Source organism: Streptomyces sp. CC0208, from assembly GCF_003443735.1.
GTDB lineage: Bacteria > Actinomycetota > Actinomycetes > Streptomycetales > Streptomycetaceae > Streptomyces > Streptomyces sviceus.
In genome coordinates this window covers 4,228,964-4,244,645 of sequence record NZ_CP031969.1, presented here as the reverse complement: position 1 = coordinate 4,244,645, position 15,682 = coordinate 4,228,964, and the positions used below count along the sequence as shown (strand labels likewise).

Sequence of the window (15,682 nt, the reverse complement as noted above, 5' to 3'; positions counted from 1 at the left end):
CCGGGGTTCACCGGAAGGTCGCCGGCCGCCGGGCCCCGCCCCCGTAGGGTGGCCGGCATGGCTGACGTGGATCTCGACAGGGCCCTGGAGGTCGCCACGGAACTCGCGGCCTGGGCGTCGGAGGCGATCCGGCGCCCGCGCGACCCGGGTGCCGAGGTGCGGGAGAAGGACGGGCCCGCGGACATCGTGACCGCCACCGACGAGGCGGTGGAGGCGCACACCCGCGAGGTGCTCGGGCGGGCCTTCCCCGACCACGGGATCGTCGGCGAGGAGTACGGCACGACGGAGGGCTCCGCCGGCGCCCCGCACTGGGTGATCGACCCGGTCGACGGCACCACCAACTACGCGCACGGACTCGGCTGGTGCTCCTTCTCGCTGGGTCTGGCCGCCGCCGACGGCGCCCCGCTGCTCGGCGTGGTGGCGGACCCGTGGCGCGGCGAGACGTTCACCGCGGTCCGGGGCCGCGGGGCGTATCTGAACGGCACCCGGGTGCACGCGGCCGCCCACACCACCCTCACGGGCCATGTCTTCCTCACCGAGTGGGCCGCGCACGCCCATTGGCCCGGCATGGACGCCCTCCTCGCCGAACTCGCCGACCGGCACTGCACGGTGCGGGTGATGGGTTCGACGGCCCTCTCCCTCGCACAGGTCGCGGCGGGCCGGGCGACGGCGGCGGCGATCGGCTCCTTCCATGCCGTCGACGGGCTCCCGGCGCTGCTGATCGCGCGGGAGGCGGGCGCGGTGGCCCTGCCCGAACTCCCGTCCCACAACCAGCCGTTGCTGCTGGTCGCGCCCGGCGCCGCCGAGGAGACGGCCCGCCTCTGGCGCAGCTCGGGGGCGGCGGCCGGCTGACGGTTCCTGGACGAGATCTGACCAGGAGACAACCGTCAGTGGGGTATCAAGAGGCCGGCTGGAGCACATACTTCAACCAGCGGGGGAGTCCCGGGGAACTTTGACGGGGAGCGGCTTGATGCATGCCGATGGTGCGGGTCTTGGCAAGGTCCAGGTGCGGCTCAGGTGGGACCCGAGCCCCTACGGGGAACCGGCCCGGCACCTCGACATCGTCGCCGCGACCTACGCGGCGGGCGACCCGTACGGGCCGCCGGAGTACGTCGTGCACACCGAGAGCCGCTCGCCGGACGGCACCATCACCATGACCCGGCACAGCGAGACAGGCCGCGGCCTCGGCTTCGTCGAGGTGATGGAGCTGGAGTTCGAGCGCCTGTCGTCCGCCTACGGGCGGGTGGTGGTCGGCGTCGCCATCCACCAGACCGGCGGCCCCCGCACCTTCGGCGATCTCACCCACGCGGGGGTGCTCGTCGTCGAGGGCTACCGGCAGCTGCTGGCCGACGACTTCGCGGGCGTCGCGGATGCCACGGCCGCGACGATCGCGGAGTTCACCCGGGACTCGTCCGGGGCGTGGCACCTCGGGGAGCTGATCCGGGGCTTCGACAGCAACCCCGCGGGCTTCATGGCGGAGATGGGCGGCGTACGGGGGTGAGGGGTCCGGCTCACCGGGCGGCCTGGTCCAGGGCGGCGTCCGCGAGGCCGCCAAGCACCAGAATCCCGTCGCCGCGCCCCTTGCCGGGCCCTTCTCGGCGATCTTCGCGACGGGCTCCGCGGGCCGTGGCCCGTTGCGTGTTCGTATCGGTCCTGGACAGACGGCGCGGGCCGGGCGGCCGTAGGCGCATACTGAGGAGGATGACAAAGCCTGCTGCACAGAAGCGTCACTTGCCCACCAGCCCCTTCAAGGCACCGGTCGCACCCGCTCCCAAGCACTTCGCCGTGGGCGACCAGGTCACACACGACATGTACGGTCTCGGCCGCGTGATCGGCGTCGAGGACGGAATCGCGGTACTCGTCGATTTCGGCTCGTCGCAGATGCGGATCCTGAGTCCGTACTCGAAGATGACCAAGCTGTAGGAGAAAGGACCCTCTCTCATCGATCTGACCTCGCTGTTCTCGGCCCCTGAAGGGCAGCCCCAGCGCACCCCCGCGGCCCTGCCGCCCCCCACGACCAACCCCTTCCAGGCCCCGGATTTCGGGGACGACGAGGACGAGACCTTCCCGCGGCCGGAAGCGGAAGCGGCCTAGTTCCCCTCTGTACCTGACGCGAGACCCCGCCTCCGTAGCCGTTGCCGTCCGGAGTGCGGATCACCCAGTGGACGTGCTTCTGAGCCGGGCCGTCTCCCTGGCTCGCGCCGGCCAGCCAGGGGGCCCGGACCCTGGCAGTCGACCTCGCCCTGCCCGCGAGGTGAGCGGACCTCCGCCGGCCGTACCTTTGCCGCGTCCGCTTCCGCGCGCCCGTCAACACGTCGGCGCGCCGTCCCTCGTACGCCTTGACCCCTTCTGAGGACGCCCTGTGCGCGTGCTGTGGTCAGGCGGTGATTCCGCACAGTCGACGCTCAGGAACGCATGCGAGCGTGATTTCCGGTTAGGCGCACCGGGATTACTCGATTCAGCGGGCAGGTGAGCAGAGATCTCTTTCATGGCGAAGGCACCGGACTCGACAGCCGTGGCGGACACCGAGCAGGAAGGAGCGGACACGGCGGTCGGTGTCCGCAGACCCCCGGCCCCGGTCGCACCCCGGGTGAGCCGGGGTTTTCCGTCCGCGGTGTCCCGCACCGGCCGGGTGAGCGGCCTGGACGGACTGCGCACCCTCGCGGTCGCGCTGGTCATCGTCCACCACGTGGAGCCCGAGGCGCTGCCGGGCGGCGCGGTCGCCGTGGACGTCTTCTTCACCATCAGCGGCTTCGTCATCACGCGCCTGCTGATCGCCGAGTACGTCCGCCGGGGCGGCATCTCCCTCATGTCGTTCTACCGCCGCCGCTGGCTGCGGCTCGTCCCCGCGCTGCTGGCGCTGTGCGCGGTCTGCGTGCTGCTCGCGTCGACGACGTCCCTGTGGGGCTTCGACGGTTCGCTCCAGGCCGCGGGCCTGTCGGCCGCCTTCCTCACCAACGTCGTACGGGCCATGGAGCCCGGCCCCTACTCCGACCTCACCAGCCCGCTCGCGCACACCTGGTCCCTGGGCGTGGAGGAGCAGTTCTACCTGCTGTGGCCGCTCGCCCTGCTCCTTCTCCTACGACGGTTCCGGGCCCGTACGGTCCTCCTGTGCACGGCCGCCCTGTGCGTGCTCCCCCTGCTCTGGCGCTGCGTCCTGTGGACCCCGGAGGCCGCCCACCGCATCTACAACGGCACCGACACCCGTGCCGACCAGCTGCTGGCCGGCGCCCTGGTGGCCGTGGCCCTGGCCCGCCTGCGCTCCGACGACCCGCGCCTGGCCGTCCTGCGCACCTGGTCCGCCCGCCTGGCCTGGCCCTCCCTCGCCCTGCTGGCCCTCATCGCCTGGCAGGTACCGGTCACCGAGGATCTCGGCGCCTGGACGGCCGCGTGGTACACCCTCGGCTTCCTCGCCGTGGCCGCCCTCTCCGCCACCCTGGTCACCGCCCTGGAACTACGCCCCGAGAACCGCCTGTCCCGCCTGCTGGCCCTGACCCCCCTGGCCTGGGTGGGCCGCAACCTCAGCTACGGCATCTATCTCTGGCACTACCCGGTCGTGCGGCTCCTCGCCTCCCTCGGCGTCCAGGAGGGCCGACTGGCCGCGACGGTGGTGCTGACCCTGTTGATGGCCCTGCTGTCGTACTACGCCATCGAGAAGCCGTTCCTGCGCCGGGCACACAAGGCGAGGACACCGGTGCCGGCACTGGCGGCGGCGTAGGGCCGCGGAGCCGGTTCAGCCGAAGGGGACGGCGAGGACCGCACGGGGACCGGAACGCCCGTGCCCCGTGCGGGATGCCGTACCCCCGTCACACAGTCGCCGAGGCCTCCGCCCCGGAACCCACCTCCGTGGCGGACCTCCGCCCCTCCCGCCACCAGGACGCCCCCCAGGCCAGCACGGCTCCGCCCACCGCGTACGCCCCCAGCACCCACAGCGCCGAACTCGTCGCGTGTCCCGAGAAGTACACCGTGTTGCGGACCAGTGTGGTACCGGCGCCCGGCGGCAGCGCCTGGCCGATCGCGCTCCAGAAGGGCGGCAGGAGAGGGGCCGGGTAGACGCCGCCCGAGCTCGGGTTGCCGAGGACCACGAAGAGGAGGATGACCAGGCCGGTGCCGAGCAGACCCAGCAGGGTCTGCAGGGCCAGTGCCGTGGTCGCCGAGGCCAGGACGGTCAGGGTGCCGATCGCGCTCAGGGCCCAGAAGTGTCCGCCCAGGGCGTCGAACACCGGGCCGACGATCACCGCTCCTGCTACGCCCGACACCACCGCGTACGGGATCAGGGCCGCCAGGCGGATCAGGGTGCGGGGGCGGTTCGCCGGGCGGGAGCCGGACGCCATACCCATGATCGTGGCGGTGAGGTAGCCGCCGATCACCCAGCCCAGGACCAGGTAGAAGGACGTCATGCCGCGGCCGTCACCGGAGTTGGGGGAGCGGATGTCCGTCACCGTGATCCGGCGCTTCTCGGACGCCTCGATCTTCTGGGCGATCTGGGTGGCCGTCTGGGAGACCGACGGCCCGCCCGCCGAGGCGACGAGCAGGGTGTCCTCGGTGCCCTTCGGGTTGAAGAGGAAGGCCGCGTCCGTGCGGCGCGTCATGACCCACTCGCGGGCAACGGCCGTACTGGGGGCCGCCGTTGCCTTCACCGGCTCGCCGTCCAGCGAGTTCAGCTGGGCCACGATCTTCGCGGACGCCTGTTGGGGGGCCACCACGGCCACGGGGATGCGCTCGGGAGTGGGGGAGTGGAAGGCGCCCACGTACGAGAGGACGAAGGCCAGTTGGACCAGCAGGCCGCCGAGGACCAGGCCGAAGGCCCGGAACGTCACGGCGTCCTTGAACTCCGCCGCGAAACCAGGGGATTTGGGGGCCGGCTCGGTGGGGGACGAGCCGGCGGAAGGGCTGGAGGGTGCGTTCACGGGCGCATCGTCGCACAGCCTGGTGAATTCACCGTTCCGTTTGCCGTCCCGCGCCCACCGCGCCTAGTCGTCCGGTAACCCCAGCTCCGCCCAGATCGTCTTCCCCGTCGCCGTCTGCCGGCTCCCCCACCGCTCCGCCATCTGCGCGACCAGCAGCAGCCCCCGCCCGCCCTCGTCGAACACCCTGGCCCGCCGCAGGTGCGGAGCCGTACTGCTGCCGTCGGAGACCTCGCAGATCAGCGCGTGGTCACGGATCAGTCGCAGGACGACGGGGTCGTCGCCGTAGCGGACGGCGTTCGTGACCAGCTCGCTGACGATCAGTTCCGTGGCGAAGGACGCTTCATCCAGGCCCCACGCCGTCACCTGCTCGCTCGCCGACTTGCGGGCCCGGGCGACCGCCGCCGGGTCGCGCCGGAGGTGCCAGGTGCGGACCTTCGCGGCGTCCAGGGCCGAGGTGCGGGCCAGCATCAGGACGATGTCGTCGGCGGGGCGGGCCGGAAGCACCGCCCGCAGGACGTCGTCGCAGGTCTCCTCCAGCGGGCCCGCCCGGTCGGCGAGGGCCCCGCGCAGCAGGTTCAGGCCGACCTCGATGTCGCGGTCGGCCGCCTCGACCAGGCCGTCGGTGTAGAGGGCGAGCAGGCTGCCCTCCTCCAACTCCACCTCCACGGACTCGAACGGCAGGCCGCCGAGGCCGAGGGGCGGGCCGGTCGGGAGCTTCAGGAAGCGGACCTCGCCGGCCGGGGTGACCACGGCCGGCGGCGGGTGGCCGGCGCGGGCCATCGTGCAGCGGCGGGAGACCGGGTCGTAGACGGCGTAGAGGCAGGTGGCCCCCACCTCGCCCGGTGTCGGGGCCTCCGCACCCCGGTCGCGGGTGTCCGGCCCCTCCTCCCGGTCCAGCCGGACGACCAGGTCGTCGAGCTGGGTGAGGAGTTCGTCGGGGGCGAGATCGACGTCCGCGAGGGTGCGTACGGCCGTGCGCAGGCGGCCCATCGTCGCCGAGGCGTGAATGCCGTGGCCCACCACGTCGCCCACGACCAGGGCGACCCGGGCGCCGGACAGCGGGATGACGTCGAACCAGTCCCCGCCCACGTCCGCGCCGGAGCCTGCCGGGAGATAGCGGTACGCCACCTCCATGGCCGCGAGGTCCGGCGGGCGCTCGGGCAGCAGGCTGCGCTGGAGGGTGAGCGCGGTACGGCGTTCGTGGGTGTAGCGGCGGGCGTTGTCCACGCTCACCGCGGCCCTCGCGACGATCTCCTCCGCGAGCAGCAGGTCGTCCTGGCTGAAGGACTCCGCCGTACGGTGCCGCAGGAAGTGCACCAGGCCGAGGGTGACCCCGCGGGCGCGCAGCGGCACCATCAGCACCGAGTGGATCATGTACTTGGCCACGGTCTCGGCACGGGCGGGGGAGGACTCGACCCACTCCCGCATCCCGGGGTCCAAGGGCCCCGGCCGGGTGCCGCGACCGGCGATCAGGGCCCGCATCGGGGGCGTGTCCACCGGGTAGAACGTCCGCTCGCCGGTGGGGACCACGGACTCCGGGCAGCCGTCGAGGACCGACCGCTGTGCCGTACGGCGCACTGTGACCGGACGGTCCGGGGGCACCGGTTCCGGTTCCTCGCCGAGCGCCACCGACTCCAGCAGGTCCACGGTGACGAAGTCCGCGAAGCCGGTCACGGCCACCTCGGCCAGTTCCTCGGCGGTCCGGGCCACGTCCAGGGTGCTGCCGATGCGGAGGCTGGCGTCGTTGAGGATGGAGAGGTGGCGGCGGGCCCAGTACTGCTCGGTGGTGTCGAAGACGGCCGCGGACAGGCCCCGCACCGCGCCGCTCCCGTCCTTCAGCGGGGAGAGGAACATCGACCAGGCGTGGCCCCGCACCTCGCCGGGGGCCTGTCCGAAGTTCTCGTGGAAGAGCGGCTCACCCGTGCGCAGCACCTGCCGCTGGAGGCGGTCGTACTCGTCGAAGGGCGGGGTCGGTTCGATCTCCCGCAGGGTCAGCCCGCGCATCTCGGCCACGCTGCGGCCCATCACCCGGGTCATGACCTCGTTGGCCGCCACCAGCCGGGCCTCGGTGTCGTAGACCGCCACCGGGACGGGCAGCTGCGCGAGCGTGAGGTCCCACAGGGCCTGCGCGTCAGGTTCGACGGGCCCGGCCATGTGCTCCGGGGCGGCGGTCACCAGCCACGGCCGCGCGTCCTCGCCGTCCACGAGCGGTATCGCCTTCAGCCGTACGACGATCCGGCCGCCGCTCCGGTGCCGCAGCGCGACCTCGGTGGCCCAGCGCCGGCCCTCGGCGACATGGCGGCGCGCGGTCTCGGGCAGTTCGGCGGCGAGCAGTTCGGCGGCCGGATGTCCTACGACCTCTTCGGCCTCGTATCCGAGCAGCTGACGCGCCCCGGCGCTCCACTCCGTGATGGTCCCGGCGTCGTCGACGACGACCGCCAGGTCCTCGGGTACGCGTCCCGCCACGGTGCCTCCGGGTGTGCCACCCCTGCTGTCCATGCTCCCAGCGTCCCGCCGCACAGCTCCCCGCTCAAGCGATGTGCTCTGCCGTGAGGAGCCGCAGTCTTGCACGAGGTGGTGGGGAGGGGGAACGGAACGGAACGGGGTGATCGAGAAGGGCGCCGCACGGCGGGAGGAAGCGGGTGCGTGACCGCCGTGCCGGGCGCCCGGACGCGTCAGCCCAGCGGGGTGTCGGCCCAGGGCAGGGAGGCCGCCGGGTCGTTGAAGGCTTCCTGGCGGGGCGGCTGGACCTCGTGGCAGGTGAAGCCGAGCCGGGTCAGGGCCCGGCCCACCTCGTGGGCGGTGAAGTCGCGGCGGTCCTGCCGGGTGATGACCTGGCCGACCTGCTTGACTGGATAGACGTGGGGGCCGACGGTCACACACAGGCCGGTGGCGGGTTCGGGCTGGATGCCGGTCATCGACCTCTCGACCTCGCTCATGGTCAGGTCGAAGGGAAAACGTGCGATGACGATGCGCATGGTGCCTCCACGGGGAGCGGTCGGGACGTGACGGTGAGAACGGCCAGGGTGCGGCCCTGTTCGTCTCCTTCTCGACGGGGACGTCGTACGGCTATCGGCTGCTGGGGGTGGAGCGGCGGCGGCCCCGCGCGGAGCGGCTGCTGCGGCTGCGTCCGGCGGACCCGGAGCGCCTCGGGGCCTCGGCGGGCGCCGGGGCGGGGAGGGTGACCGGCACGCCGGAGGGGGTGCGGGCGCCGGTGATGCGGTTCAGCTCCGCCTCGCCGGGGCGGACCCGGGTGATCCGGGCGGTGACGCCGGCGTCGGACATCAGACGGTCCACCGAGCGGCGCTGGTGCGGCAGGACCAGGGTGACGACGGTGCCGGACTCGCCGGCCCGGGCGGTACGGCCACCGCGGTGCAGGTAGTCCTTGTGGTCGGCCGGCGGGTCGAAGTTGACGACGAGGTCGACGTCGTCCACGTGGATGCCGCGGGCCGCGACGTTGGTGGCCACCAGGACGGTCACCTGGCCGTCCTTGAACTGGCCGAGGGTCCGGGTGCGCTGTGGCTGGGACTTGCCGCCGTGCAGCGCCGAGGCCCGCACGCCCACCGACAGCAGGTGCTTGGCCAGGCGCTCCGCGGCGTGCTTGGTGTCCAGGAACATGATCACGCGCCCGTCGCGGGCGGCGATCTCGGTGGCGGTGGCGTGCTTGTCGTCGTCCCGCACGTGCAGGAGGTGGTGGTCCATGGTGGTGACGGTGCCCGCGGACGGGTCGACCGAGTGCACCACCGGGTCGTGCAGGTAGTTGCGCACCAGCCGGTCGATGTTGCGGTCGAGCGTGGCGGAGAACAGCATCCGCTGGCCGTCGGGACGTACCTGGTCGAGCAGGGCCGTGACCTGGGGCATGAAGCCCATGTCGGTCATCTGGTCGGCCTCGTCCAGGACGGTCATCGTGACCTGGCTCAGGCTGCAGTCGCCGCGCTCGATGAGGTCCTTGAGCCGGCCGGGCGTCGCCACGAGGACCTCGGCGCCGGCCCGCAGCGCGGACGCCTGGCGGCCGATCGACATGCCGCCGACGACGGTGGCCGCGCGCAGGCGCAGCGCCCGTGCGTAGGGGGTGAGCGCGTCGGTGACCTGCTGGGCCAGTTCGCGGGTCGGCACGAGGACCAGGGCGAGCGGGTGCCGGGGCTCGGCGCGCTGTCCGTCGAGGCGGGCCAGCAGCGGCAGACCGAAGGCGAGCGTCTTGCCCGAGCCGGTGCGGCCCCGGCCGAGGACGTCACGGCCGGCCAGGGAGTTCGGCAGGGTGGCCGCCTGGATGGGGAAGGGGGTGGTCACACCCTCGGCCAGGAGCGCGGCCTGCAGACGCTCGGGCAGGTCGAGGTCGGCGAACGCCTCCACCGCCGGCAGCGCCTCGGTGACGGTGGTGGGGAGGGTGAACTCGCCGCGCGGAGCGGCGGCCGGGCGGGAGCGCTGGTGGCTCGCGCCCCGGGAGCGGAGGTGGGACGCGTTGTTCCCGTTGTTCCCGGTACGGCGGGTGCGGTTCATGGGAGGGGAACCCTTCCTCGATGCGTGCGGCACGTGTCGAGGAATTCCTCCGAAGGCGCGGCGGAACCACGCGAGAATTCGCAAGAAAGAGCCGGGGAAAAGAAGAAAATCAGATTCTTCAGGACCATCTGATTATTCAGGGCAATGGGACAGGGCCCGCACCCCAAGAGTGCGGGCCCCAGCCGTGAAGATACGCGTCAGCGTCAGGCGGGAACGATGTTCTCGGCCTGCGGGCCCTTCTGGCCCTGCGTGACGTCGAAGGTAACCTTCTGGCCTTCCTGAAGCTCGCGGAAGCCGGAGGTGGCGATGTTCGAGTAGTGCGCGAACACGTCGGCGCCGCCGCCGTCCTGCTCGATGAAGCCGAAGCCCTTTTCCGCGTTGAACCACTTCACGGTGCCAGATGCCATATTGAATCTCCCTAGGGGGCAGTGCCGGGACCCGCACTGTACGGACCCCGAGTCGCCGCGATGGACTCCCCTCCGGAAGACCCGGAAAGACGCCGGTGAACCTCATAGAAATTCGCCGGAAACCAAAACTGCAACTTTTATCACGGTAACACATGGTCGGCGGACGGATCTACGTCGCCCTGGGTCCGGGTGGCGGCCGCTCCGAAAACTTCGCCGCGCCCCGCACGCGATTCTGTCGCGGCGGCGACAGTTATTCGTCGGGCCGACGACGCGGGGTGGTCTTCACCGCCGAGAGGATTCGGCGGGCCCGGCGCCTCCGATGGTGGGGCGAGCAGGGTTGCGACATCGAGGCGCTCTCAACCCTGATGTCGGTGCTCACGTATATATGACGCCGTCACACCAGATTTTCGCACCCGCCCGAGCCGTCCGAAAACCCACCCCGGTCGCCACCGTGATCCATCACACGCATCCTCCGTTCCGCGAACCCCCGCCCGCTCACACCGGGTACGGCGTCGTCCCGCGTGCCGAGTGCAGGGCGCCCGCCCACCAGAACAGCTGCTCCAGCAGGGTCTTGGCGTATCCGGCGGCCTCGGGGTCGAGGGGGCGGCCGTCCTGCCACGCGGTGAAGTAGTTGGGGAAGGCGAGTCCGTCGCGGACGGTGACCGCGTGCAGTTCGGTCAGCACGTTCTCCAGGTGCAGCACGGCGTGCCGCCCGCCCGCAGCGCCGCCGTAGCTGACGAAGGCGACCGGCTTGGCCGTCCACTGGGTGAAGTGCCAGTCGATCGCGGCCTTCAGGGACGCCGGGTAGCTGTGGTTGTACTCCGGCGTGATCACGATGAACGCGTCGGCGCTCTCCAGGGCCGACGTCAGCGGCGCCATCCCGGCCGGCCGCGGGTAGTCGTCCCCGGCGTACTTGGGCGACACCGCGGGCAGCGACAACGGGACGTCGATCCCGGCCAGATCGACGACCTCCACCTCGAAACCCCCGTGCGCCGCGGCCTGTTCGGCGACCCACGAGGCCACGACCGGACCGAACCGCCCTTCCCGGACGCTGCCGACGATGACCACCAGTTTGTACGTGTCGTTGTCCATGCCCACCACGATCGAACCCCGCCGCGGCCGCAGCCAGACCGGGCTGATGCTGGCCCCCGCAGGGCCACCCTGAGCTCTCCTCGGACAGCGGGCGGCGACCTATGCTCGGGCCATGGGGACACCACTGGGGGATTTCGTCCGGGCCAGGCGGGACAGTGTCCAGCCGGAGTCGCTGGGCCTGCCGGACCACGGCCGCCGCAGGTCACCGGGGCTACGGCGATCGGATCTCGCCGGCCGGGCGGGCATCAGCGTCGAGTACCTGACCCGCATCGAGCAGGGCCGCGACCGCCATCCCTCGGTCGCGGTGGTCAACGCCCTGGCCGACGGGCTCGGCCTCGACCTCGCGGAGCGCGACCACCTGCGCTACCTCGCGAAGATCAGCGGCGGTGAGTGCGTCGGCCACACCCGGCCCGCTCCGCCCTCGCGCGAGGTACGGCCGTCCGTGCTGCGGACGCTGCGTCTGCTGGAGCCGGGCATCGCCCTGGTGACCAACCGGATGGGCGACGTCCTCGCCCGCACCAGCGCGTTCGACGCGGTGACGAGCGGGACCGGACTGCTCGACTCCGACACCCCGAACCTCACCCGGTACGTCTTCACCGACCCCCGCGCCCGGTCGTTCTTCGCCGACTGGGACGACGTCGCGGACGAGCGGGCCTTCGATCTGTGGCTGGGCCCGTCCCTCGACTCCTATGAGTGGTTCACCGCGGAACTCGCCCCCGTCGCCGGCCCCGATCTCACCCGCCGCCTGCACCGGCACGTCGTTCCGCAGCGCGGGGACCTCCGGCTCCGGCACCCCTCCGGACGCGAACTCCGGCTGGTCCGCGAGACGCTCGACCTCTCCGCGGACGCACAGCAGCTGGTCGTCCTGCTCCCCGCCGACGAGGCGACGGACCAGGCCGTCGAGGAACTCCGCCGCCCGGCCCACGGCGGGCTGCGCGCCATCTCCTGACGCGGACACCGCGCGGTGTTCGATTACCGCCGCATGTCATACCCTGCATTTTCGGTGAGCCGGGCTCCTCAGGGGGACACAGGAACCCGGGCCGCGATCCCTCCCTCTTCCTCAGTCGGACGGGCGGTTCTCTGACGAGCATCTAGTGAAATTGGCCGAAAGTGATAGAAATGCCACCGCAGATTCGTTCGCGGGCCAGACTCTGGGCCGTGGCGCCCGTCGTGGCCCTCGGGTTCTTCGTCGCGATGGAGCTCACCGCGCATCGCTACGGCCTGCCGGGACCGCTCGGCACTCAGATACGCGAGTTCGTGTACCCGCCCAAGTCGGGACCCCTGCTGTACGCCGGCCTGGCCCTGATGATGGTGGTGCTCAGCTGGCGGCAGCGGTTCCTCGCGATCGGTGCCGCGGTCGGCATCGACCTTGTCATCGCGGTGGTCCGGTGGGCCTGCGACATCAAGGTGACCCACGGCCACCCCTTCGGCAACGGCGCGCTGTGGGTGATCGTGGGCTGCGCGGTCATCGCCCTCACCCGCCGCACCGGCCCCGAACGCGTCCTGCTGCTGAAGGGCGTCGGGCTGGGCCTGCTGCTGGTGGCCGGCCGCAAGACCGGTGACACCTGGCTGCTCATCACCGCGAAGAGCCGGCCGCTGGTGCTCGACCCGTACCTGGCGAACGCCGACCACGCCCTGGGCAACCCGTCGTGGCTGATGGGCCGGCTCGTCACGGCCACCGGAGCGGTCGGCTTCAACTTCCTCGACACCATCTACGGCCAGCTCGCGGTGGCCGCGGTGGTCGTCGCGCTGTACCAACTGCGCCACGTGGCGGCGGAGCGCCGCTTCCCGCGCCACCACCTGGTGCGCACCTTCCTGCTGATCGGCCTGCTCGGACCGGCGATCTACATGATCTTCCCGGTGGTCGGTCCGGTCTTCGCGTACGGCACCGGTACCGACCACTGGGCGTCGATCGCCCTGTGGTCGCCGCAGATACCGAGCGACGGGCACTGGGCGGTGGCGAACCTGTGGCCGCAGACACCGCCACCGATATCCGCCCCGCACTCCATACCGTTCGACGGGGTCACGCCCCGCAACTGCATGCCCAGCCTGCACACGGCGTGGGCCACCGCGATCTTCATCCATTCCCGCAAGGGGCCCCGGTTCCTGCGGTACGCGGGGACCTTCTGGCTGATCGCCACCCTCTGCGCCACGCTGGGCTTCGGCTACCACTACGGCGTGGACCTCGTCGCCGGTGTGGTGTTCACCCTCACCATCGAGGCGGGCGTGCGCTCGTTCGACCGCGGCTGGGACCGCGCCGGGCTCCGGCTGACCGCCTACGGTACGGCGGTCTTCGTCGCGCTCCTGGTGTCGTACCGCTTCCTGCCGGTGCGGATGGCCGAGTACCCCTGGCTGGCCGGACCGCTTGTCCTGCTGGCGATGGCCTCGGTGATCTACGGCTACACACGGGCCGTCGCCCGGTGGGAGCCGGCAACCGCGCCGACGCGAGCACCGCAGCCGCAGCCCGAACTGCTCTGAACCACGGCGTACGCCCTGCTCAGCCGCCCGTCCGCGCGATCCACTCGCTGGAGCCCAGCGGATAGTCGTAGCCCGGGCGGGCCACGTCGGCGCTGGTGCGGAACGGCCTGCCGTCGTCGTCGATGTGGACGGTGCCGCTGCGGCCGCCGCTGGACCAGTCCAGGCTGAGGTCCCAGCGCACGTCGTGCGCCCTGGCGCGGGCGGTGACGTAGAAGACCTCCGGGTCGGACTCGCTGACCTTGTACGGGAAGTCGCGCTGGCCGTTCTTCACGGTGACCCTGGGGTTGCCGTTGTCCAGGTCGATGTCGAACGTCTTGGTGCCGACACCGCCTCCGCAGCCGACGCCCATCGAGTAGTCGTTCCAGGCGAGCGGCGCGCTCTTGGTGAGGAAGCGGACGTGCAGGGCGTTCAGGACGACGGTCTCCGCGCCGGTGCCCTGAACGGTGAGCGCGATCCGCTGCTCGCCCGAGGAGACCGCCCCGTACGCGGCGGCCCAGCGCGGCGCGTCCTGCTCGGACGCCGGCGGGCCGACCTGCTCGGGATCGCTGTCGACGAGGAAGTGCTGGCTGCACGGACTGTCGTAGACGTAGGGGCGGACACCGACGGTGAGCGGTACGGCGTCGGTGGCGCGGTCGCCGGTGGACCGGCCCGCTTCCTGCTTGCCGTCACCTTTCGAGGTGCCGGACCGTCCGCCCCCGGACCCGGCGGTCCCGGTCGGCGAGCCGGTGGCCGACGCGGACGGCTCGTGTCCGCTCCCGTCGGCGGACGGGACGGCGGAGGGCTGCCGAGAGGCGCCCGCGTCCAGGGGGACGGTGGATGCCGGCACCGAGGTGTCCCCGGCGCGGACGGTCGTCGGGTGCAGGGCGTACGTGCCGGCTCCCAGCGCGGCGACCACCACGACGGAGGCGATCAGCGCGGTACGGCGATGACGGAGCCAGAAGCGGTGACGGGACGGCGTCGCCTCGGCCGCCCTGTCGGTGATCACCGGCTCGCGGTCCTCGTCGTTCTCCCCGGCCGACTCGACCCCCTCCGGACCGGCCGGGCCGTCCGGAGCCGCCTCCTGGGCAGGTCCCTTCGCCGCGCCCTGGTCCGGCCTGCGCCCCCGTTCCGCATCCGCCAGGATCCAGCGCCGGTGCATCTCCACCAGCTCCTGCGGTGTGGCCCGGCAGACCCGCGCGAGACGCTCCACCGGGGCGTACTCGACCGGCACCGCCGTGCCGTTGCAGTAGCGGTGCAGCGTCGACGTACTCATGTGCAGACGCTTGGCGAGCGTCCCGTAGCTCAGCCCCGACCGGTCCTTGAGCTCCCGCAGCAGCTGTGCGAACGCCTCGGTCCGCTCGGTCCCCGTTGCCCCTGACACCCGTTCCCCTCAACCCCCGCGTCCCGGTCCCGCATTCCAGGGTCAGTGCGTTCCCCCTGGTCAGAGCCCATTTCGGCGTTCCAGTGTCCCCAACTGCCCGCTGAGCGTGGCGGTCGGGACGGATCACCTCACAAGCTTCGGTCATCCAATCACCACCGCCACCCGAACTCCGAAGGGGCACAGCACCATGTCCAGCATCTCCCGCACCCGTCTCCTCGCCGCCGCCGCGACCACCGTCGTCGCCGCGCTCTCGCTGACCGCGTGCAACGACGGGACAGGCACCCAGGACGAGGGCCGCGTGGCCGATACGAGCCGTTCCGCCGCGGCCTCCCACTCCCCGGCCCCCTCGGCCGCCACGGACCAGTCGCCCTCCACGGACTCCACGGGCTCCTCGGCCGGCACGGGTTCCTACGGCGCCGGCGCCGGGTCCACGGGCGGCACGGCGACCTCCGCCCGGCGCACCCCGGTGTCGAAGGCGCCCTCCTCCTCCGGAGGGCCGGTCACCTGCGAGGGCTCCACCGTCAGGACGGTCGCGGCCCCGCTGACCCGTCCCGTGAACCACATGCTGCTCACGGTGACCAACACCGGCAGCAAGAGCTGCTACCTGTACGGCTATCCGGTCGTCCGCTTCGGCGAGGCGCAGGCCGTGCCCCCGGTCATCGAGGCCTCGCAGCCGCAGGCGGTCGTCACGCTCGCGCCGGGCGAGTCCGGCTACGCCTCCGTGAACCTCGCCGCCACCGACGGCAGCGGCGCGAACGGCTACACCGCGAAGACCCTGACCGTGTACTTCCAGGGCCGCTCCGGCAACGGGAGCGTCGGCAAGGGCGCCCACCCCTCGCTGCCCACGCAGGGCACCTACGTCGACGACGCCCTCAAGGTCACGTACTGGCAGCAGTCGATGGACGACGCCGTCACCTGGTGACACCCTGCCGCCC

14 protein-coding genes are annotated in these 15,682 nt (G+C 72.1%); 7 read left to right on the top strand and 7 right to left on the bottom strand.

The genetic code is table 11. The features are described 5' to 3' along the window. Window positions 1–57 precede the first annotated feature (57 nt). The 4 genes from D1369_RS19405 to D1369_RS19385 all read left to right on the top strand — a co-directional run bounded on the left by D1369_RS19405 (window position 58) and on the right by D1369_RS19385 (window position 3,718). Window positions 58–852 (top strand): inositol monophosphatase family protein, encoded by a 795-nt coding sequence (locus D1369_RS19405; RefSeq protein WP_162951024.1) that lies wholly within the window; start codon window positions 58–60, stop codon window positions 850–852. Between the two features lie 118 nt (window positions 853–970). Next, a complete protein-coding gene (locus D1369_RS19400) occupies window positions 971–1,501 on the top strand; it encodes a TerD family protein (RefSeq protein ID WP_037900848.1) in 531 nt (176 codons plus the stop codon). A 200-nt stretch (window positions 1,502–1,701) separates the two neighbouring features. Further along, window positions 1,702–1,923, top strand: coding sequence for a hypothetical protein (locus D1369_RS19395; protein WP_007383474.1), 222 nt, complete (start codon window positions 1,702–1,704; stop codon window positions 1,921–1,923). Between the two features lie 565 nt (window positions 1,924–2,488). After that, a complete protein-coding gene (locus D1369_RS19385; protein WP_037900850.1) occupies window positions 2,489–3,718 on the top strand; it encodes an acyltransferase in 1,230 nt (409 codons plus the stop codon). Between the two features lie 88 nt (window positions 3,719–3,806). Here the strand turns inward: D1369_RS19385 and D1369_RS19380 are convergent, their stop codons facing one another. The 6 genes from D1369_RS19380 to D1369_RS19355 form a co-directional block, all read right to left on the bottom strand. Further along, the gene (locus D1369_RS19380) at window positions 3,807–4,910 is read right to left on the bottom strand and encodes a DUF3533 domain-containing protein (protein ID WP_007383476.1); all 1,104 of its coding nucleotides are present in this window, start codon (window positions 4,908–4,910) and stop codon (window positions 3,807–3,809) included. 63 nt (window positions 4,911–4,973) lie between these two features. Beyond that, window positions 4,974–7,409, bottom strand: a complete 2,436-nt coding sequence (locus D1369_RS19375; RefSeq protein ID WP_050789731.1) for a SpoIIE family protein phosphatase — start codon at window positions 7,407–7,409, stop codon at window positions 4,974–4,976. A 176-nt stretch (window positions 7,410–7,585) separates the two neighbouring features. After that, window positions 7,586–7,888, bottom strand: a complete 303-nt coding sequence (locus tag D1369_RS19370) for an SCO5918 family protein (protein ID WP_007383478.1) — start codon at window positions 7,886–7,888, stop codon at window positions 7,586–7,588. Window positions 7,889–7,979: 91 nt separating this feature from the next. Continuing rightward, window positions 7,980–9,410 carry a DEAD/DEAH box helicase gene (locus D1369_RS19365; RefSeq protein WP_037900852.1) on the bottom strand — a complete coding sequence of 477 codons (1,431 nt, stop codon included), beginning with the start codon at window positions 9,408–9,410 and terminating at the stop codon, window positions 7,980–7,982. A 203-nt stretch (window positions 9,411–9,613) separates the two neighbouring features. Next, window positions 9,614–9,817 (bottom strand): cold-shock protein, encoded by a 204-nt coding sequence (locus tag D1369_RS19360; RefSeq protein ID WP_007383480.1) that lies wholly within the window; start codon window positions 9,815–9,817, stop codon window positions 9,614–9,616. A gap of 495 nt (window positions 9,818–10,312) precedes the next feature. Then, the gene (locus tag D1369_RS19355) at window positions 10,313–10,909 is read right to left on the bottom strand and encodes an NAD(P)H-dependent oxidoreductase (protein ID WP_037900854.1); all 597 of its coding nucleotides are present in this window, start codon (window positions 10,907–10,909) and stop codon (window positions 10,313–10,315) included. Window positions 10,910–11,021: 112 nt separating this feature from the next. Here D1369_RS19355 and D1369_RS19350 point away from each other — a divergent pair, with 112 nt between their 5' ends. Continuing rightward, on the top strand, window positions 11,022–11,858 hold the full coding sequence (locus D1369_RS19350; RefSeq protein ID WP_007383482.1) for a helix-turn-helix transcriptional regulator: 837 nt from the start codon (window positions 11,022–11,024) through the stop codon (window positions 11,856–11,858). A 209-nt stretch (window positions 11,859–12,067) separates the two neighbouring features. Next, window positions 12,068–13,387: a phosphatase PAP2 family protein gene (locus D1369_RS19345; protein ID WP_007383483.1), complete on the top strand. Its 1,320-nt coding sequence runs from the start codon at window positions 12,068–12,070 to the stop codon at window positions 13,385–13,387. 19 nt (window positions 13,388–13,406) lie between these two features. Here D1369_RS19345 and D1369_RS19340 read toward each other — a convergent pair whose 3' ends face one another. Next, complete coding sequence (locus D1369_RS19340; RefSeq protein WP_007383484.1) at window positions 13,407–14,747, bottom strand: helix-turn-helix transcriptional regulator; 1,341 nt, start codon at window positions 14,745–14,747, stop codon at window positions 13,407–13,409. 187 nt (window positions 14,748–14,934) lie between these two features. Between D1369_RS19340 and D1369_RS19335 the strand changes: the two genes are divergently transcribed. Then, a complete protein-coding gene (locus D1369_RS19335; protein WP_007383485.1) occupies window positions 14,935–15,669 on the top strand; it encodes a DUF4232 domain-containing protein in 735 nt (244 codons plus the stop codon). Window positions 15,670–15,682: the final 13 nt, after the last annotated feature.

What these genes read in the sequence shown, in the direction of transcription:
- D1369_RS19385 (WP_037900850.1), top strand. Translation starts at nt 2,489, where the DNA reads ATGGCGAAGGCACCGGACTCGACAGCCGTGGCGGACACCGAGCAGGAA.
- D1369_RS19400 (WP_037900848.1), top strand. Translation starts at nt 971, where the DNA reads ATGCATGCCGATGGTGCGGGTCTTGGCAAGGTCCAGGTGCGGCTCAGG.
- D1369_RS19365 (WP_037900852.1), bottom strand. Translation starts at nt 9,410, where the DNA reads ATGAACCGCACCCGCCGTACCGGGAACAACGGGAACAACGCGTCCCAC.
- D1369_RS19405 (WP_162951024.1), top strand. Translation starts at nt 58, where the DNA reads ATGGCTGACGTGGATCTCGACAGGGCCCTGGAGGTCGCCACGGAACTC.
- D1369_RS19375 (WP_050789731.1), bottom strand. Translation starts at nt 7,409, where the DNA reads ATGGACAGCAGGGGTGGCACACCCGGAGGCACCGTGGCGGGACGCGTA.
- D1369_RS19350 (WP_007383482.1), top strand. Translation starts at nt 11,022, where the DNA reads ATGGGGACACCACTGGGGGATTTCGTCCGGGCCAGGCGGGACAGTGTC.
- D1369_RS19395 (WP_007383474.1), top strand. Translation starts at nt 1,702, where the DNA reads ATGACAAAGCCTGCTGCACAGAAGCGTCACTTGCCCACCAGCCCCTTC.
- D1369_RS19360 (WP_007383480.1), bottom strand. Translation starts at nt 9,817, where the DNA reads ATGGCATCTGGCACCGTGAAGTGGTTCAACGCGGAAAAGGGCTTCGGC.
- D1369_RS19370 (WP_007383478.1), bottom strand. Translation starts at nt 7,888, where the DNA reads ATGCGCATCGTCATCGCACGTTTTCCCTTCGACCTGACCATGAGCGAG.
- D1369_RS19335 (WP_007383485.1), top strand. Translation starts at nt 14,935, where the DNA reads ATGTCCAGCATCTCCCGCACCCGTCTCCTCGCCGCCGCCGCGACCACC.
- D1369_RS19355 (WP_037900854.1), bottom strand. Translation starts at nt 10,909, where the DNA reads ATGGACAACGACACGTACAAACTGGTGGTCATCGTCGGCAGCGTCCGG.